This window comes from Pseudomonas sp. Q11 (genome assembly GCF_024494355.1).
Classification (GTDB): domain Bacteria; phylum Pseudomonadota; class Gammaproteobacteria; order Pseudomonadales; family Pseudomonadaceae; genus Aquipseudomonas; species Aquipseudomonas hefeiensis.
On sequence record NZ_JAKNQY010000022.1, the window covers coordinates 78,885 to 97,435 of the forward strand.

Genomic DNA, 18,551 nt, shown 5'->3' on the forward strand with positions numbered 1-18,551 from the left:
GTTTGTACCAGACAGGCAATAAAAAGCCGCCTGTTCGAGGCGGCTTTTTAATTGAAACACTTACGCTTGGGGCCGCATGTGCGGGAAAAGAATGACATCCCGGATCGACGGTGAGTTGGTCAGCAACATCACCAGGCGATCGATGCCGATGCCTTCACCGGCCGTCGGCGGCATGCCGTACTCAAGGGCGCGAACGAAATCGGCATCGTAGTGCATGGCCTCGTCGTCGCCGGCGTCCTTGTCGGCCACCTGGGCCATGAAGCGCTCTGCCTGATCTTCTGCGTCGTTGAGCTCGGAGTAGGCGTTGGCGATTTCGCGACCACCGATGAACAGCTCGAAACGGTCGGTCACGCTTGGATTCTCGTCATTGCGACGGGCCAGCGGCGACACTTCGAACGGGTACTGGGTGATGAAATGCGGCTGCTCCAGCTTGTGCTCGACCAACTCCTCGAAAATCATCACTTGCAGCTTGCCCAGACCCTCGAAGCCGAGCACCTTGGCACCGGCCTTCTTGGCGATGGCGCGAGCCTTGTCGATGTCTTGCAGGTCGGCCGCGGTGATGTCCGGGTTGTACTTGAGGATCGAGTCGAACACTGACAGGCGCACGAACGGTTCGCCGAAATGAAACACCTTGTCGCCGTACGGCACGTCGGTAGTACCGAGCACAAGTTGCGCCAGCTCGCGGAACAGTTCCTCGGTCAGGTCCATGTTGTCTTCGTAGTCGGCGTAAGCCTGGTAGAACTCGAGCATGGTGAACTCGGGGTTGTGCCGGGTCGAAACGCCTTCGTTACGGAAGTTGCGGTTGATCTCGAAGACTTTCTCGAAGCCACCCACAACCAGGCGCTTGAGGTACAGCTCCGGGGCGATACGCAGGAACATTTCCATGTCCAGGGCGTTGTGGTGGGTTTCGAACGGCTTGGCCGCCGCGCCGCCGGGGATGGTCTGCAGCATCGGCGTTTCGACTTCGAGAAAGTCACGCTTCATCAGGAAGCTACGGATATGAGCGATGACCTGCGAGCGCACGCGGAAGGTCTGGCGCACCTCTTCGTTGACGATCAGGTCGACGTAACGCTGGCGATAGCGTTGCTCGGTGTCGGTCAGGCCGTGGTGCTTGTCCGGTAGCGGACGCAGGGACTTGGTCAGCAGGCGCACGCTGGTCATTTCGACGTACAGGTCGCCCTTGCCGGAACGGGCCAGGGTGCCTTCGGCGGCAATGATGTCACCCAGGTCCCAGGTCTTGACGGCGGCCAGGGTTTCTTCCGGCAGGGTCTTGCGGTTGACGTAGACCTGGATGCGACCGGTCATGTCCTGGATCACCATGAACGAACCACGGTTGAGCATGATACGACCGGCAACCTTGACTGGAATCGCCGCCTCGGCCAGCTCTTCCTTGGTTTTGTCCGCGTACTGTTTCTGCAAGGCATCGCAGTAGGCGTCGCGGCGGAAGTCGTTGGGGAAGGCCTGGCCCTTGGCGCGCTCGGCAGCAAGCTTTTCCTTGCGCAGGGCGATCAGGGAGTTTTCTTCCTGTTGCAGGGCTTGCGGGTCGAGTTCTAGGTCGCTCATGTCTTTAAAGATTCCATCACAGGTTCGTTGCCCCCGGCCCCGGGCCGGAGTTTGCGGCCAGGCCTCGCTCCTGGGTGGAAGCGTGCCTGCCCGCCGCATGGGTGTCGCGTTACAGCCCTTGTTTGAGGCTGGCGATCAGGTATTCGTCGATGTCGCCATCGAGCACCTTGTCACAGTCGCTGCGTTCGATACTGGTGCGCAGGTCCTTGATCCGCGAGGCGTCGAGTACATACGAACGGATCTGGTGACCCCAGCCGATGTCCGACTTGGTGTCTTCCAGTGCCTGGGACGCCGCGTTGCGCTTCTGCACTTCCTGCTCGTACAAACGGGCCCGCAGCATTTTCATCGCGGTGTCTTTGTTCGCGTGCTGGGAGCGTTCGTTCTGGCAACTGACCACGGTGTTGGTCGGTACGTGGGTAATCCGTACGGCCGAGTCGGTGGTGTTAACGTGTTGTCCACCGGCCCCGGAGGAACGGTAGGTGTCGATGCGCAGGTCCGACGGGTTGATGTCGATTTCGATGTTGTCATCGATTTCCGGCGAAACGAACACCGCCGAGAACGACGTGTGACGACGGTTACCGGAGTCGAACGGACTTTTGCGCACCAAGCGATGCACGCCGATCTCGGTACGCAGCCAGCCAAAGGCGTATTCGCCCTTGATGTGTACGGTGGCACCCTTGATCCCGGCGACTTCACCGGCCGACAGTTCCATGATGGTCGCGTCGAAGCCGCGTTTGTCGGCCCAGCGCAGGTACATGCGCAGCAGGATGTTGGCCCAGTCCTGGGCTTCGGTGCCGCCGGAACCGGCCTGGATGTCCAGGTAGGCGTTGTTGGCGTCCATCTCGCCACTGAACATGCGCCGGAATTCCAGCTTGGCCAACGCCTCCTCGAGGCGTGTCAGCTCGGCGACGACATCGCCGACGGCACCTTCATCGTTTTCTTCGACAGCCATGTCCAACAGGTCGCGGCAGTCGGCCAGGCCGCTGGACATTTCGTCCAGGGTCTCGACGATCTGCGCCAGCGCAGCGCGCTCGCGGCCCAGCTCCTGGGCGTACGACGGGTTGTTCCAGACATTCGGATCTTCAAGCTCGCGATTGACTTCGGTCAGACGCTCATGCTTTTGATCGTAGTCAAAGATACCCCCGAATAGTTTCGGAGCGCTCGGACAGGTCCTTGATGGTGTTCAGGATCGGGTTGATTTCCATGGCGGGCAGCACTCGTTGGCGAACTTTTGAAAGCCGGCGAGTATAACGTAATCAAGCGTCAGCGGCAGCCCGCCTGGCGGCTTTAGGAACACCAATTCCTTGTGGCGAGGGAGCTTGCTCCCGCTGGGCCTGTAGGAGCTGTCGAGCGAAGCGAGGCTGCGATCTTTTCCCAGCCACTTGAGTCTCAAGTGAAAAATCAAAAATCAAAAGATCGCAGGCTTCGCCAGCTCCTACAGAGCCCAGCGGGAGCAAGCTCCCTCGCCACAAGAACTCTCCGGCCGGCCGGACGAACTATTCGATCCCCACCCGATTACGCCCATTGTGCTTGGCCATGTACAGCCCTTTGTCCGCCGCCGAAATCAGTTGCCGGCAATCGCCACCCTGCTGTGGCGTGAAGGTCGAGACGCCGACGCTGACCGTCAGGTTCGCCCCCTCATGAGGCGTGATGTGGGGGATGTTCAGGGCGACGACGCTCTGGCGCAGTTTTTCTGCCATCAATCGGGCGCCGCCAGGCGAGGTGCCGGGCAGTACCAGGGCGAACTCTTCACCGCCGTAACGGGCCGGCAGGTCGGAGGGACGACTGCACGCATCACGGATCGCCGTGGCGACCTTGCGCAGGGCTTCGTCCCCTTCCAGATGGCCGAAATTGTCATTAAAGGACTTGAAGTAATCCACGTCGATCATCAACAGCGAGAGCTGGGACTGGTCCCGCAGCGCCCTTCTCCACTCCAGCTCCAGGTATTCATCGAAGTGTCGACGGTTGGACAGCCCGGTCAGGCCGTCGGAATTCATCAGCCGCTGCAGCACCAGATTGGTGTCGAGCAATTGCTGCTGGCTGACCCGCAGGGCGCGATAGGCCGCGTCGCGTTGCAACAGCATCATGTAGGACCGCGAGTGATAGCGAATGCGTGCCACCAGCTCGATGTTGTCCGGCAACTTGACCAGGTAATCGTTGGCCCCGGCGGCAAACGCCGCGCTTTTGACCAGCGGTTCCTCCTTGGTGGACAGGACAATGATCGGAATATCCCGGGTCGCCGGATGGTTACGGTATTCGCGCACCAGGCTCAAGCCGTCAAGACCGGGCATCACCAGGTCCTGGAGGATCACCGTGGGCTTGATGCGGACCGCATGGGCGACGGCCTGGTGCGGGTCGGCGCAAAAGTGAAAGTCGATATTTTCTTCGTTCGACAGCCCGCGTCGCACCGCCTCGCCGATCATCGCCTGGTCGTCGACGAGCAGGACCATGGCCGCGTTCTCGTCGCGCTTGAAATCGTCGAGCTGTAAATCATTCATGGGAGCTCACCTGAATACGGCTGTGGACAAGGTTGCCGAGGGGGTTCATTGGGTAAAAATCTCCACCAACCGTGGCGCCATGTGGTCCAGCGCAAGAATTTGAGCCGCCGCGTCGATGGCCGCGGCCGCTTTGGGCATGCCGTACACCGCACTGCTTTGCTGGTCCTGGGCGATGGTCAGATAGCCCTGCTGGCGCATGAGTTTAAGCCCTTGGGCACCGTCGCGGCCCATGCCAGTGAGCAAAACGCCGACCGCGTCACCGCTCCAGAAGTGGGCGACACTCTCGAAAAACACGTCGATGGAGGGTCGATAGATCTCGTTGACCGGTTCAGCGGTGTAGGCCAGGGTGCCGTTTTTCAACAGGCGAAGATGGTGGTTGGTGCCGGCCAACAGCACCGTACCGCTTTGCGGCGGTTCGCCATGCCGGGCCAGGCGGACCTTGTGGCCCGACGCACTACTGAGCCATTGGGCCATGCCTGCGGCAAACACCTCGTCCACATGCTGGACCAGCACAATGGCCGGGGCGAAATGACGTGGCAGGCCCTTGAGCAGGATCTCCAGCGCCGCCGGCCCACCCGCCGACGATCCGATGGCCACCAGGCTATTGCGTGACACCGAAACCCGCTGCGCAGCCGGTACGGAGCGTTCACGGGGGTTATGCTCACCAATAAGCCAGCCGATGTTGGTGATCTTGCGCAGCAGCGGTGCCGCCGCGTCCGCGGGATTGCCGACGCCCAGGGCAGGTGTATCAACCACGTCCAGCGCGCCATGCCCCATGGCTTCGAACACCCGGTGAACGTTCTGCTGGCTGTCACCGGTGACAATCACAATGGCGCACGGGGTTTCGGCCATGATCCGCCGGGTCGCCTCCACGCCATCCATGATCGGCATGAGCAGGTCCATCAGAATCAGGTCCGGGGTGTATTCGGCGCAGCGCTGAACCGCCTCGGCACCGTCGGCGGCCACCCAGACCAGCTGGTGCGCCGGCTCGAACGCCAGGGCACGGCGCAGGGCTTCGACCGCCAGGGGCATGTCATTGACGATGGCGATCTTCAAGCGCGTGCTCCTCCGATCAATTCGACGACCGCATCAAGCAAGGCGTCATCATGGAAACTGGCCTTGGCTAGATAATAGTCAGCGCCGGCATCCAGGCCACGGCGACGATCTTCTTCGCGGTCCTTGTAGGACACCACCATCACCGGCAGCGACTGCAGACGGTTATCGCGCCGCAACAGCGACACCAACTCGATGCCGTCCATGCGCGGCATGTCGATGTCGGTGATCAGCAGGTCGAAATCCTCCGCTCGCAGCGCGTTCCAGCCGTCCATACCGTCCACGGCCACCGCCACGTCATAACCACGATTGAGCAACAGCTTGCGTTGCAGCTCGCGTACGGTCAGGGAATCGTCCACCACCAGGATTCGCTTGCGTGGGGCCTGCGTCTGGTTCTGGCGGGCGATGCGTTCCAGGCGCCCGGTGTCGAGCAACTTGTCCACCGAGCGCAGCAGGTCTTCGACATCGACGATCAGCACCACCGAACCATCGTCCAGCAAGGCCCCGGCGGAGATGTCCTGGACCTTGCCCAGGCGTTCGTCCAGGGGCAGGACCACCAGGGTGCGCTCGCCGATGAACCGTTCTACCGCCACGCCGTAGATCGCCTCGCGCTCGCGGATCACCACGACTTTGAGCGCCCGGCCGCTGTTCTGCGATGCTGGGCGATTGAGCAACTGAGTGGCGGCGACCAGCCCGACATGCCGCCCGTCGTGCCAGAAGTGCTGACGACCTTCGACCTGCACGATGTCCTCGGGGGCGAGATCGCACATGCGCTCGATGTGGGCCAGGGGAAAGGCGTAGGCCTCCTCGCCGACTTCCACCACCAGGCTGCGCACCACCGAGAGCGTCAGCGGCACCTCAAGATGGAAGCGGCTGCCCTCGCCCGCCGTCTGCTCCAGTACCACCGCGCCGCGCAACTGGCGGACCATATGCTGGACAGCATCCAGGCCGACACCACGTCCGGACACTTCAGTGACAGTGTCGCGCAGGCTGAAGCCGGGCAGGAACAGGAACGTCAGCAGTTCCTCTTCGCTCAAATTGGCGGCGGTCTGCTCAGGGGAAAGCCCGCGTTCGACGACGCTGCGCCGCACCCGCTCCAGGTCCACACCGGCGCCGTCGTCCGCCAGTTCCAGCACCAGCAAGCCGGCCTGATGGGACGCGCGCAAACGGATCAGGCCTTCGGCGGGCTTGCCGGCCAGCACGCGTTGCTCCGGGGATTCGATGCCGTGGTCCACGGCGTTGCGCAGCAAATGGGTCAGCGGCGCTTCGAGTTTTTCCAGCACATCGCGATCGACCTGGGTTTTCTCGCCGTCAATCTCCAGGCGCACCTGTTTGCCCAGGCTGCGACCCAGGTCACGGACCATCCGCGTCTGGCCGGACAGCACATCGGCAAACGGTCGCATGCGACAGGCCAGCGCCGTGTCGTACAACACTTGGGCTCGCTGACTGGCCTGCCAGGCGAACTCGTCCAGCTCCGCGGTTTTCTGCGCCAGCAACTGTTGGGTTTCGGCCAACAAGCGGCGGGCGTCGTTGAGCGCTTCCTCGGCCTGCAGGCTCAAAGCATGCTCCTTGAGGTGCACACTCAGCGCCTCCAAGGCCCGCAAGCCATTGCCCTGCTGGCGTTTGAGCCGTTGCATCGCCGCCAGCCAGGGTTTGAGGCGCTGGGTTTCCACCAGGGATTTACTGGACAGGTCCAACAGGCTATTGAGGCGCTCGGCGGTGACCCGCAAGACCCGCTCGCCACCTTCGATCACCCGCTTACCTTTGGGGAGCGGTTCCGTTGGCGCGAGCGGCTCTGCCTCGGCCTGCTCAACGCGAACGGGCTCGGCTTGCATCTCGCCTCGCGGTGCCACGACAGACGTCTGCGCAGCGGCAGGATCGAGCAGTTGCCCCATCAACGCCACATACGCATCGACGTCCTGGGCTCCGACGCTGTTGCCCGGCGTGGCAATTCGCGTCAACAGGTCGGTGCCTTGCAGCAAGGCGTCGATGTGCTCGGCGCGCAGGACCAGGCGGCGCTCCTGGGCGCTGACCAGGCAATCCTCCATGACATGCGCCACGCTGACCCCGGCGTTCACTCCAACGATCCGCGCCGCGCCCTTGAGGGAATGGGCCGCGCGCATGCACGATTCAAGGTAATCGGCCTGGGTCGGATCGCGCTCCAGGGCCAGCAGGCCGGCGCTGAGCACCTGGGTCTGGGCTTCGGCTTCCAGGCTGAACAACTCCAGCAACGAGGCGTCGCGCATCTGGTCAGGGGTCATGACAGGCTCCGGGTCACGGCGGACAACAACTGTTCTTCGTCCAGCCAGCGCAGGCTGCGGCCCTTGAACTGCAATACACCGCGGGTGTACTTGGCCGCCGAAGGCGAGGCAGCGGCCAGGACACGCTCATCGATGGCGTGAATGCCATCCACCTCGTCCACCGGCACCACCACCGGACCACCCTGGGCCGCGACGATCAACATGCGCGGCATGACCCGTGCGCCGGGAGCCGTCGTCCCACCGGGCTCCAGGTCCAGCAGTTCCACCAGCGACAGGCAGGCCACCAGTGCCCCGCGCACATTCGCCACGCCCAGCAACGCCCGCGAACGCTGGTGGGGCAGCGAATGAATCGGCTGCAACGGCGCCACTTCCACCAGACTGCGGGTGGTCAGGGCCAGCCACTCTTCGCCCAGACGGAACATCAACAGCGAGCGTGTGACGATCTCGGTGTCCAGCGGCGCGTGGGCCAGGTCCCGGTCGACGTGCTGCAAGGTGTAGCGGTCGAGCAAGCGGGTAGCAGCCGCCGAATACACCGAGCAATTTCGGCAATGAATATGCTCGGCCAGCAACGGACAGGATTTATCGCCGTGCACCCCGATGCGATTCCAGCAATCGTCGATGGCCCGGGCATCGTCATGGGTCAGGTGGTAATCAGCCGAACCGCTCATTGTTTACGCTCACTGTCAGCCGTGCGCCCGCTGCGAGCGGCGCGATCCTGCAATCGACGGGCTCCGGCCGCGTCTCCCTGAGAAGCCAACAGCGCCGCCAGATGCACCAGGGCCTCGGCGTGTTGCGGTTCAAGATAAAGCGCCTTGCGATAAAAACCCTGGGCCTCAAGCGCACTGCCGGCCATGTCGCTCAGCAGCCCCAGCCAATAGAACACCTGGGCCGCCGGCGCATGGCTGCGCAAGTACTGCTGACAGGCCGCTCGGGCTTCGGCGCTTTTGCCAGCGTTGGCCAGCGCCGCGATATTGGCCAGCAAGGTAACGGCATCGCTGGTTTTCGGCTCAGTGATCGGGGTCACGTTTGCTGCGAACGGCCGGGGCCGGACCACTGGAGGGATGACTTGGGGCGCGACCCGGCTAAGCGGCAGCGGAGTCGACATCAACGCGGGCAGCGGTTGTGGCTGCGGGGCGCCTTGGCGACTGAAGGCGAACGACTGGGCAATCCCGATCGAACGCATGCCCAACCGCCCCAGCAAACTGCCCTCGGCGGGGCCGATAAACAGTACGCCGTCCTGGTGGGTCAGGCGCTTGAGCACCTCGAATACCTGCTGCTGGGTTGGCTGGTCGAAATAGATCAGCAGGTTGCGGCAGAACACAAAATCGTAAGGGGACTCGTTCACCAGCAGCGCCGGATCCAGCAGGTTGCCCACTTGCAGACGCACCTGTTCACTCACCCGCTCGCTGAGGCGATAACCCTCTGCCTCGGCGTTGAAATGTCGCTCGCGAAAGCCAAGGTCGGCGCCACGGAAAGAGTTTCTGCCATAAAGCGCGTGCCTGGCACGTTCTATCGACAGCGGACTGACATCCAGCGCGTCCACCTTGAACTGATGCGGCCCCAGGCCCGCGTCGAGCAAGGCCATGGCGATGGAATAAGGCTCCTCGCCGGTGGAGCACGGCAAACTGAGGATGCGCAGCGCACGCAGATGTTTGATCTCAGCCAAGCGCTTGACGGCCAGCCGGGCAAGGGTGGCGAAGGATTCGGGATAACGGAAGAACCAGGTTTCCGGGACAATCACCGCTTCGATCAGCGCCTGCTGCTCCTGGGCCGAATGTTGCAGGCATTGCCAGTACTGATCCGCGGCTCGCCCTGGCACGGCAATGATGCGCTGACGCACGGCACGCTCAATGATGGCGGTGCCGACGGAGGTGACATCCAGGCCGATGCGTTCCTTGAGGAAATCGAAAAAACGCTGGTCGCTGTTCATGGCCGGCCCTCGATGTCATCGAAGTTCAACGGCGGCGTGGGGAACAGCACGGCGCGGACCGACTCGTCGAGCAGGTCATTGACCCGTACCCATTGCAACAGGCCTTGCGCGTCTTCGCGCACCGGGCCCAGGTACGGCGCCTGCCGGTTGTCCACGCCGTACGGCCGGAAATCCGCCGGATCGCAACGCAAGGTATCGGTGGCCTGTTCCAGAATCAGCCCCAGAACCTGCCCCGCCTGCTGCGCGTCGGGGCGGTAGCGCACCAGCACCAGCCGTGTACTGGTACGCGCCTGGGCGCTCTGACCGAAGGTCAGCGTGCACAGATCGATCACCGGCACCACCGCGCCGCGCCAGGCAAACACGCCCGCTACCCAGGATGGTGCCCGGGCAATCGGTTTGAGGGGCAGGCGCGGCAGCACTTCCACCACATCGATGGCTTGCAGGGCGTAGCGTTCGTTGCCGATGCAAAACACCAGGAACAACGACTGACGGGCCGCCGGCGCGGCGCCACGTCTGGCCTCGAACTCGCTCATCAGACTTTGAAACGCGAGACGCCGCTGCGCAGCCCCACGGCCACCTGGCTCAGTTCATCGATGGCGGAACTGGCCTGGCGCAGGGATTCCACGGTCTGACTGCTGGCGTCGCCCAGTTGCACCAGCGCGTGGTTGATCTGCTCGGCGCCGGTGGCCTGGGCCTGCATGCCTTCGTTGACCATCAACACCCGCGGCGCCAGCGCCTGCACCTGATGAATGATCTGCGACAGTTGCTCGCCGATCTGCTGCACCTCGGCCATGCCACGGCGCACTTCTTCGGAGAACTTGTCCATGCCCATCACACCGGCGGATACCGCGGATTGGATCTCGCGCACCATCTGCTCGATGTCGTAGGTCGCCACGGCCGTCTGATCCGCCAGGCGTCGCACCTCAGTGGCGACCACGGCAAAACCACGACCGTACTCACCCGCCTTCTCGGCCTCGATGGCGGCATTGAGGGACAACAGGTTGGTCTGGTCGGCCACCTTGACGATGGTTACCACCACCTGGTTGATGTTGCCGGCCTTCTCGTTGAGGATCGCCAACTTGGCGTTAACCAGATCCGCCGCGCCCATCACCGAGTGCATGGTTTCTTCCATGCGCGCCAGGCCTTGCTGGCCGGAACCGGCCGCCACCGAGGCTTGGTCAGCAGCACTGGAAACTTCGGTCATGGTGCGCACCAGATCCCGGGACGTGGCGGCGATTTCCCGAGAGGTCGCGCCAATCTCCGTAGTGGTAGCGGCGGTTTCGGTGGCCGTGGCTTGTTGCTCGCGGGAGGTGGCAGCGATCTCGGTCACCGAAGTGGTGACCTGCACGGAAGAGCGTTGGGCCTGGGATACCAGGGAGGTCAGTTCGGCCATCATGTCGTTGAAACCGGTTTCCACGGCGCCGAACTCGTCTTTACGGGCAAGGTTCAGGCGCCCGCTCAAGTCGCCGCTGCGCATGATGCCGAGGATTTCCACAATGCGGTTCATCGGCGCCATGATTGCGCGCATCAGCAACAGGCCACAGAGCATGGCAATGAGCACCGCCACGAGAAACGACAGCCCCATGGCAACCTCAGCGGCGGTTACCGACTGACTGATGGTCAGGGCAGCTTTTTCCGCCAGTTCCCGGTTGCGCTCGATGATCTGGTTCAAATGCCCGCGCCCACCAAGCCATGCCGGCGTCAGCTCTTTCTCCAGCGCCAGCTGCGCACCTTCATAATCCTTGCGTTCATACAGGTCCAGAACCTTCGCCAGGGCTTTGTTGAAGTCCTGATGATTGACCTCGAACTCATCGAAGGAGACTTGGTCGGCAGGGTCCTGGATCAGCTTTTGATAGTGCTGGATTTCCTCACGCAGATGCTGCTCGTAACCCTGGTAGAGAGCCTTGTCCTCGGCAGTGATTTCCCGCTGGCCCGAGAGGCCGACGATCTGCTGGGTCTTGACGTAGCTGTCGACCCAGCCGCCGCGAATCATGGAACTGTAATACACCCCTGGCACCGCGTAGGTACGCACCTTTTCTTCACTGGCCTCGATCTTCAACAACCGCGAATACGTGACGACCACCATCAGCAGCATAATGGCGATGATTACCGCAAAACTCGCCAGGATGCGTTGGCGCAACGTCCAGTTCTTCACAGTACAACCTCGGGCATTTTGAAATGCTGGGGAGTATAGCCGAGGGCGGTGTTGGGGCTGTATGGCGGTGCGGGAGGAGTTTAGCGATTCGCTCAGTTATTCAATAAGCTCAAGCCAGCCATCGATGTGGCGGTTAATGCAAAACCCCTGTGGGAGCGAGCCTGCTCGCGATGGCGGTGCATCAGTCAATAATAGTGTCGACTGATATACCGCTATCGCGAGCAGGCTCGCTCCCACAGGGGGGTGATGTTTACCCTGGGGTCAGGCCTGACTCAAAGAGCAGCCTGCCGAACCTGCGTCTCCAGCTCGGTCTTCAAGCCGGGCTCCAGCTTGAGCTGGCGCGCCAGTTCATCGAGGTAGGATTTTTCCATGAAATTTTCCTCATCAACCAGCATCACGCTGGCGATGTACATCTCGGCGGCCATTTCCGGCGTGCTGGCGGCCCGGGCGACGTCGGTGGGGTCCAGGGGCTTGTTGAGTTCGGCGTGCAGCCAGTGTTGCAGTTCCTGATCGTTGTCGAGCTTGGTAAATTCGCCTTCGATCAACTGCTTTTCCCGCTCGTCGACATGGCCATCGGCCTTGGCCGCCGCCACCAGGGCCGTGAGGATCGCCTGGCTGTGCTGTTCGACCTGGGCCGGAGGGAGACGATCCAGCGTCTGCGGTTCGGTTTTCGGCGCACTGCCCTGCTGGGCTTGCCAATTGCCATAGGCCTTGTAGGCGATCACGCCCAATGCCGCAAGCCCCCCGTAGGTCAGGGCCTTGCCGCCAAACTTGCGAGCCTTCTTGTTGCCCAGCAACAGGCCCATGGCTCCGGCGGCCAGCGCCCCGCCACCCGCGCCGGAGAGCATCCCGCCCAGATTGCCGGCGCCACCGCCGAGCAAACCACCCAGGCCGCCGGATGACTTGCCTTGGGAGCCGCCAGCCTTGTTCTGCAACATTTCCTGACCGGACTTTAGAAGCTGATCGAGCAATCCACGGGTGTTCATTTGCTGCCTCCACGCATTCGGGTAACCGGATCATTAAGGCAATCAGCCTAGTTCGAAAGTGCCCGCGCCTGTCGGTGAGAGTGCTTCGAGATGTTGCTTGCCAATTTTCCTGTCGCTGCGGCGAATCCGATAAAACGATATAGACTCGAACCAACTGAAAAACGCAGCAAAAACAGCTTTGACGAGGGCGTGGACATGCAAACCAAACTGCTGATCAATGGCCACCTGGTAAACGGCGACGGACCCGGCCAGGCCGTGTTCAACCCCGCGCTGGGCCGGGTGCTGGTGGAAATCAACGAAGCCAGTGAAGCCCAGGTCGATGCCGCAGTGCGCGCGGCGGACAGTGCCTTCCAAAGCTGGTCCCAGGTACCGCCCAGGGACCGCTCCCTGCTCCTGCTCAAGCTGGCCGATGCCATCGAAGCCCACGGCGAAGAACTGGCCAGGCTTGAATCGGATAATTGCGGCAAACCTTTGAACGCCGTGCTGAACGACGAGATCCCGGCAATTGCCGACGTGTTCCGTTTCTTTGCCGGCGCCAGCCGTTGCATGAGCGGCTCGGCGGGTGGCGAATACCTGCCGGGGCACACGTCGATGATCCGCCGCGACCCGGTGGGGGTTATCGCCTCCATCGCGCCGTGGAATTACCCACTGATGATGGTCGCCTGGAAAATCGCCCCGGCCCTGGCCGCCGGTAACACCGTGGTGCTCAAACCCTCGGAACAGACCCCGTTGACGGCGTTGCGCCTGGCGGAACTGGCGTCGGAAATTTTCCCCGCGGGTGTACTCAACGTGCTGTTCGGCCGTGGGCAGACAGTCGGCCAACCGTTGGTCAGCCACGCAAAAGTGCGCATGGTTTCACTGACCGGCTCCATCGCCACCGGCGCGAACATCATTTCCAGCACCGCCGACAGCGTCAAACGCACCCACATGGAACTGGGCGGCAAGGCCCCGGTGATCATTTTCGACGATGCCGACATTGACGCGGCCGTGGAGGGCATCCGCACCTTCGGTTTCTACAATGCCGGCCAGGACTGCACCGCTGCCTGCCGTATCTATGCCCAACAAGGCATCTACGACAAATTCGTCGAGAAACTCGGCGCGGCGGTGGCCAGCATCAAGTACGGGTTGCAGACCGCGCAGGACACCGAGATGGGCCCGCTGATCACCGCCCAGCACCGCGACCGCGTGGCCGGCTTCGTCGAACGGGCCATCGCTCAGTCGCATATACGCCTGATTACCGGGGGCAAGGCCGTGGACGGCAATGGGTTCTTCTTTGAGCCGACGGTGTTGGCCGACGCCCAGCAGGACGACGAAATCGTGCGGCGCGAGGTTTTTGGGCCGGTGGTGTCCGTTACACCGTTCATCGACGAAGCCCAGGTGCTGGCCTGGGCCAACGACTCGGACTACGGCCTGGCGTCTTCAGTCTGGACCGCCGACATCGGCCGCGCCCATCGCCTGGCGGCACGCCTGCAATATGGCTGCACCTGGGTGAACACCCACTTCATGCTTGTCAGCGAAATGCCCCATGGCGGTCAGAAACGTTCCGGCTATGGCAAGGACATGTCCATGTATGGGCTGGAGGACTACACGGTGGTGCGGCATGTGATGTTCAAGCATTGAGCCAAAGATTGATGACCACGGCCGGACGGCAGAGTCTGGTCGTGGCGGTTCAAGTGTCATGACGGCACTACCAACGCCACTGAGGGAAAATAACTTCGGTAGCGTTTGGCATCACGAGTGAGCAAAGGCAGGCCATTCACAGCCGCATGGGCGCCGATAAAGAAATCGGCCAGCACGTTATTTTTTCCGCCCCCTACCTTCCGGTAACGCACAAAAGCCTTCCCAGCGAGGAACAATGCCGGTCGAGGTACTTCCTGCATCAGCAGCCCGAGCTCAGTAACAACCTCATCCAACGCTTCAAAGGTGGAGAAAGTCTGAGACAGTTCGGCATAGATAATCGGGTTGATGACAAGGTCATGGGCTTGAGATTGGGCACGCAGTTGCTGGATAGACCAATCAGCCCAAACGGGATCGTTTTCCAGGACATCAATCAAAACGTTGGTGTCGACCAGTATCATTAATCTTCACCACGCAAGAGCGCCATCAGCTCATCCGTGCGCCATTTGATATCCGCCTTACCACGGGCGGCTTCGAAGCGATCATGGACTGTTTTCTTCGCTGCTTGGGGTTTACCGGCATGGAGCACCACCTCACCCTGCGCGTTGACACTAAACTCGATTGCACAACCCGGAATCAAGTGCAGCGCATCGCGAATTGGCTTAGGGATGGTGACCTGCCCCTTACTCGTCATCGTTGTCGACACAATGTTCTCCTTCGAAGTATTACCTTTTCCAGAAAAGTAATACTTCATGCTTAAGGGCGCAACCGCCGCTGATCCGCACTCATTCAAAACCTTGAAACACTGCGCATCGCATCCATCAGGCAACGCATGGCGATCCGGTCGTTTTCCGACAGTTCCCGGTAGCGTTCCACCAGTCTTAGTTCGTCCATGCTGAGCGGCCGTGTCCTGCGCGCGTTCGTCAAGCATGGAAGGATCCCCAGCAATTCGGTGATGCCCTGTATTTTTGTCATTGAGCCTTGTCCTTCTGTACGTCGAATTAACTTGATAGCACCTTCTGAATCCACGGGTTCAACGTCTATCTCGCTAAAGGATAGGGATGATTCACACCGTGAAAAGGGAGTTTTAGAGTAATTAGTCAAAAATGGCAGAATGACCCGATAAAAAAGGAAATATCTGTAAGGAAATTTAACTAAACCACGCTTTCCTCTCTCTCCCGGCCTACGTATCCCCTATGATTTTGCGCCTCGGTGAACCGATCCAGCTCTCAGGCATCTGTTCTAACGTCCGTTGCGTTTGGCCAAAGGCATGTCCGAACTTCTTTACCAGTCTCTGCTGCCAGGAAAGGCTCGGGATTGTTTCCAGAAAGGTTGTATTTATGCACCGCAGGAATCTGCTCAAGGCTTCCATGGCTTTCGCGGCCTACACCGGGCTTTCGGCCTCAGGGCTCATGGCCGCGCGTGCCTGGGCTGCTGACCGGACCGCCGACGGCGAGGCCCGTCCTTTCGATTTTAATGGGTTGAAAGAACAGGCCCGGGAACTGGCCAAGAGCCGTTACGTCGACACCAAGCAAGTCTTGCCGCCGACACTGGCGATGATGTCCCCATTGCAATTCAACGCCATTCGCTACGACGCCAACCACTCGCTGTGGAATGAGCTGGACGGTCAGTTGGACGTGCAGTTTTTCCACGTCGGCATGGGCTTCAAGCAACCGGTGCGCATGTACAGCGTCAACGCCAAGACCCGCATGGCCCGTGAAGTGCACTTCCGCCCGGAGCTGTTCAACTATGAAAAAACCACGGTCAACACTTCGCAGTTGACCGGTGATCTGGGCTTCTCAGGGTTCCGGGTGTTCAAGGCGCCGGAGCTGGACCGGCACGACATCGTTTCGTTTCTGGGAGCCAGTTATTTCCGCGCCGTGGACAACACCGGCCAGTACGGATTGTCAGCCCGGGGCCTGGCCATCGACACTTACGCCAAGAAGCGGGAGGAGTTCCCGGACTTCACCAAGTTCTGGTTCGAAATCCCGGACAAAAACAGTACCCGTTTCGTGGTCTACGCCCTGCTCGACTCGCCCAGCGCCACCGGCGCCTATCGTTTTGACATCGATTGCCAGCCTACCCGCGTCGTGATGGAGATCGATGCCCACATCAACGCCCGTACCGCCATCGAGCAACTGGGTATCGCACCGATGACCAGCATGTTCAGCTGCGGCACCGTTGAACGGCGCATGTGCGACACCATCCACCCGCAAATTCACGATTCCGACCGGCTGGCGATGTGGCGCGGCAATGGCGAGTGGATTTGTCGTCCGCTGAACAACCCCGCCACCCTGCAGTTCAACGCCTTCGCCGACAACAACCCGAAAGGCTTCGGCCTGGTGCAGACCGACCACGACTTCGCCAGCTACCAGGACACCGTGGACTGGTACAGCAAGCGCCCGAGCCTGTGGGTCGAACCGACAACGGCCTGGGGCGAAGGCTCGGTCGATCTGCTGGAGATTCCTACCACCGGTGAAACCCTGGACAACATCGTCGCATTCTGGACGCCGAAAAAGCCGGTCGCCGCCGGTGAGTCGCTCAACTATGGCTACAAGCTCTACTGGAGCGCCCTGCCACCAGTGAGCACCGAGCTGGCCCAGGTCAATGCGACCCGCTCAGGCATGGGCGGTTTCATCGAAGGCTGGGCACCGGGAGAACACTACCCAACCGTCTGGGCCCGGCGCTTTGCCGTGGACTTCAACGGCGGCGGCCTCGACCAGCTCCCCCCCGGCACCGGCATCGAACCGGTGGTGACCTGCTCCCACGGCGAGGTGAAGGACTTCAACGTGCTGGTGCTCGACGCGATCAAGGGTTACCGCATCACCTTCGACTGGTACCCGACCGATGACCGCGTGGACCCGGTGGAGATGCGCCTGTTCCTGCGTACCAAGGACCGGACCTTGAGCGAGACCTGGCTGTACCAGTACTTCCCGCCGGCGCCGGATAAGCGTAAGTATCCCTAAGTTTGGTAGCGTCAGGGATGACGTCTTCGCGAGCAGGCTCGCTCCCACAGGGTAGGGTGTAGATCACAAGTTCTGTGAACAACACACATCCACTGTGGGAGCGAGCCTGCTCGCGATGAGGCCGGTACAGCCATCGAATACTCCAGCCCAATAAATAAAAAGCCCCGGCCTAAAAAACCGGGGCTTTTTGTTTCAAGCTAACCCTTAATCGCGCAAATCCGATTCATGAATCGGCTGTTCCCGATGCGTGGCCCGCTGGTACTGCGCCGGCCACGTGGCTTTGCGTCCCCCCAGGTCATCATCGGCATGCAACGCCCAGTACGGGTCGCGCAACAGTTCGCGGGCCAGGAAAATGATGTCGGCCTGGCAGGTCCGCAAGATGTGCTCGGCCTGGGCCGGTTCGGTAATCATGCCGACAGTGCCGGTGGCGATTTCCGACTCCTTGCGCACCCTTTCGGCAAAGCGCGTCTGATAACCGGGACCGGTGGGAATTTCCGCATTCGCGGCGGTGCCGCCCGATGACACATCGATCAGGTCCACCCCCAGCGCCCTGAATCGCCGCGCCAGCTCCACGGTTTCATCCGGGTTCCAGCCATCCTCGACCCAGTCAGTGGCCGATACACGCACGAACACCGGCAACTCCTCAGGCCATACGGCCCTGACCGCTTCGGTTACTTGCAGCACCAGTCGGATGCGGTTCTCGAACGAGCCGCCGTATTGATCGCGCCGCTGATTGCTCAAGGGAGACAGGAATTGATGCAGCAGATAGCCGTGGGCTGCGTGGACTTCCACGACTTTGAATCCGGCCGTCAGGCTACGTTTGGCCGCCTCCACGAACGCCTGGATGACACCGGCAATCTGCCCCTCGTCCAGTTGGATCGGCTGGGTGTGCTGCGGATCGAAGGCAATCGGCGATGGGCCGACCGGGACCCAGCCGCCCTCCTCCGGTTTTACGCTGCCATGCTTGCCGAGCCAGGGTCGCCAGGTGCTGGCCTTGCGTCCGGCGTGGGCCAGTTGTATGCCCGGCACGGCCCCTTGGGCGGTGATAAAGCGGGTGATGCGTTGCAGGGGGCCGATCTGTTCCTCGTTCCACAACCCCAAGTCCTGGTCGGTGATGCGGCCGTCGGCAGTGACCGCAGTGGCTTCGGTGAACACCAGGCCGGCGCCGCCCACGGCGCGGCTACCGAGGTGTACCAGGTGCCAGTCATTGGCCAGACCATCGGCGCTCGAATACTGGCACATCGGCGACACCGCGATGCGATTGGGCAGGGTCAATTGGCGAAGGGTATAGGGTTCCAGCAGCAGACTCATGGGGCACCTCTCGAATCAGTGGGCAGGCTCCAGGGTTCTGTTTGAAAAGTCGACGAGTGACAAAAGGTGCAACACCCGCCCCCGCGGGCAAAGAAATCCGACAAGACGTCACAAGGGCTATCAAGCAGTGCTTAGAGCCTAGTCGACAACCCGAGAGGCGGGAGGGTTCAGAACTTAAAAATCGACGGTGTGACGCAATGGCGTACCCCTG

General features: G+C 61.5%; 16 protein-coding genes. 2 read left to right on the forward strand and 14 right to left on the reverse strand.

The features are described from left to right. Positions 1 to 60: 60 nt before the first annotated feature. The 10 genes from lysS to MA884_RS21030 form a co-directional block, all read right to left on the reverse strand. Positions 61 to 1,563: a lysine--tRNA ligase gene (gene lysS / locus MA884_RS20985; protein WP_256232316.1), complete on the reverse strand. Its 1,503-nt coding sequence runs from the start codon at positions 1,561 to 1,563 to the stop codon at positions 61 to 63. A 109-nt stretch (positions 1,564 to 1,672) separates the two neighbouring features. Further along, positions 1,673 to 2,768, reverse strand: a protein-coding gene (prfB, locus tag MA884_RS20990) for a peptide chain release factor 2 (RefSeq protein ID WP_107321555.1) whose coding sequence is annotated in 2 segments (ribosomal slippage) — positions 1,673 to 2,695 and positions 2,697 to 2,768 — 1,095 coding nt in all. Because the reading frame shifts where the segments join, the coding sequence is not laid out codon by codon here. Between the two features lie 291 nt (positions 2,769 to 3,059). Beyond that, positions 3,060 to 4,061, reverse strand: coding sequence for a diguanylate cyclase domain-containing protein (locus MA884_RS20995; RefSeq protein WP_256232317.1), 1,002 nt, complete (start codon positions 4,059 to 4,061; stop codon positions 3,060 to 3,062). Between the two features lie 45 nt (positions 4,062 to 4,106). After that, positions 4,107 to 5,117 carry a chemotaxis response regulator protein-glutamate methylesterase gene (locus tag MA884_RS21000; RefSeq protein WP_256232318.1) on the reverse strand — a complete coding sequence of 337 codons (1,011 nt, stop codon included), beginning with the start codon at positions 5,115 to 5,117 and terminating at the stop codon, positions 4,107 to 4,109. Beyond that, on the reverse strand, positions 5,114 to 7,375 hold the full coding sequence (locus tag MA884_RS21005) for a hybrid sensor histidine kinase/response regulator (protein WP_256232319.1): 2,262 nt from the start codon (positions 7,373 to 7,375) through the stop codon (positions 5,114 to 5,116). The genes MA884_RS21000 and MA884_RS21005 overlap by 4 nt, the downstream gene beginning before the upstream one ends. Then, positions 7,372 to 8,043: a chemotaxis protein CheW gene (locus MA884_RS21010; protein ID WP_256232320.1), complete on the reverse strand. Its 672-nt coding sequence runs from the start codon at positions 8,041 to 8,043 to the stop codon at positions 7,372 to 7,374. Before MA884_RS21010 ends, MA884_RS21005 begins: the two co-directional genes overlap by 4 nt. Further along, positions 8,040 to 9,305 carry a protein-glutamate O-methyltransferase CheR gene (locus tag MA884_RS21015; protein WP_256232321.1) on the reverse strand — a complete coding sequence of 422 codons (1,266 nt, stop codon included), beginning with the start codon at positions 9,303 to 9,305 and terminating at the stop codon, positions 8,040 to 8,042. Before MA884_RS21015 ends, MA884_RS21010 begins: the two co-directional genes overlap by 4 nt. Then, positions 9,302 to 9,838 (reverse strand): chemotaxis protein CheW, encoded by a 537-nt coding sequence (locus MA884_RS21020; protein WP_256232322.1) that lies wholly within the window; start codon positions 9,836 to 9,838, stop codon positions 9,302 to 9,304. The genes MA884_RS21015 and MA884_RS21020 overlap by 4 nt, the downstream gene beginning before the upstream one ends. Next, the gene (locus MA884_RS21025) at positions 9,838 to 11,460 is read right to left on the reverse strand and encodes a methyl-accepting chemotaxis protein (protein WP_256232323.1); all 1,623 of its coding nucleotides are present in this window, start codon (positions 11,458 to 11,460) and stop codon (positions 9,838 to 9,840) included. The genes MA884_RS21020 and MA884_RS21025 overlap by 1 nt, the downstream gene beginning before the upstream one ends. A 272-nt stretch (positions 11,461 to 11,732) precedes the next feature. Beyond that, complete coding sequence (locus MA884_RS21030) at positions 11,733 to 12,446, reverse strand: tellurite resistance TerB family protein (protein ID WP_256232324.1); 714 nt, start codon at positions 12,444 to 12,446, stop codon at positions 11,733 to 11,735. A gap of 195 nt (positions 12,447 to 12,641) precedes the next feature. Between MA884_RS21030 and MA884_RS21035 the strand changes: the two genes are divergently transcribed. Next, on the forward strand, positions 12,642 to 14,066 hold the full coding sequence (locus tag MA884_RS21035) for a gamma-aminobutyraldehyde dehydrogenase (protein WP_256232325.1): 1,425 nt from the start codon (positions 12,642 to 12,644) through the stop codon (positions 14,064 to 14,066). A gap of 56 nt (positions 14,067 to 14,122) precedes the next feature. On the opposite strand, the gene MA884_RS21040 is transcribed toward MA884_RS21035, so the two are convergent. The 3 genes from MA884_RS21040 to MA884_RS21050 are packed head-to-tail and all read right to left on the reverse strand — an operon-like array spanning position 14,123 to position 15,038. Beyond that, positions 14,123 to 14,524 carry a type II toxin-antitoxin system VapC family toxin gene (locus MA884_RS21040; protein WP_139051081.1) on the reverse strand — a complete coding sequence of 134 codons (402 nt, stop codon included), beginning with the start codon at positions 14,522 to 14,524 and terminating at the stop codon, positions 14,123 to 14,125. Then, positions 14,524 to 14,817: an AbrB/MazE/SpoVT family DNA-binding domain-containing protein gene (locus tag MA884_RS21045; protein WP_189674082.1), complete on the reverse strand. Its 294-nt coding sequence runs from the start codon at positions 14,815 to 14,817 to the stop codon at positions 14,524 to 14,526. The genes MA884_RS21040 and MA884_RS21045 overlap by 1 nt, the downstream gene beginning before the upstream one ends. Before the next feature lie 35 nt (positions 14,818 to 14,852). After that, the gene (locus MA884_RS21050; RefSeq protein WP_214915667.1) at positions 14,853 to 15,038 is read right to left on the reverse strand and encodes a hypothetical protein; all 186 of its coding nucleotides are present in this window, start codon (positions 15,036 to 15,038) and stop codon (positions 14,853 to 14,855) included. A gap of 365 nt (positions 15,039 to 15,403) precedes the next feature. On the opposite strand from MA884_RS21050, the gene MA884_RS21055 reads away from it, so the two are divergent. Further along, positions 15,404 to 17,029: a glucan biosynthesis protein D gene (locus MA884_RS21055; RefSeq protein ID WP_256232326.1), complete on the forward strand. Its 1,626-nt coding sequence runs from the start codon at positions 15,404 to 15,406 to the stop codon at positions 17,027 to 17,029. Between the two features lie 204 nt (positions 17,030 to 17,233). Here the strand turns inward: MA884_RS21055 and MA884_RS21060 are convergent, their stop codons facing one another. Further along, on the reverse strand, positions 17,234 to 18,340 hold the full coding sequence (locus MA884_RS21060) for an NADH:flavin oxidoreductase/NADH oxidase (RefSeq protein ID WP_256232327.1): 1,107 nt from the start codon (positions 18,338 to 18,340) through the stop codon (positions 17,234 to 17,236). Positions 18,341 to 18,551: the final 211 nt, after the last annotated feature.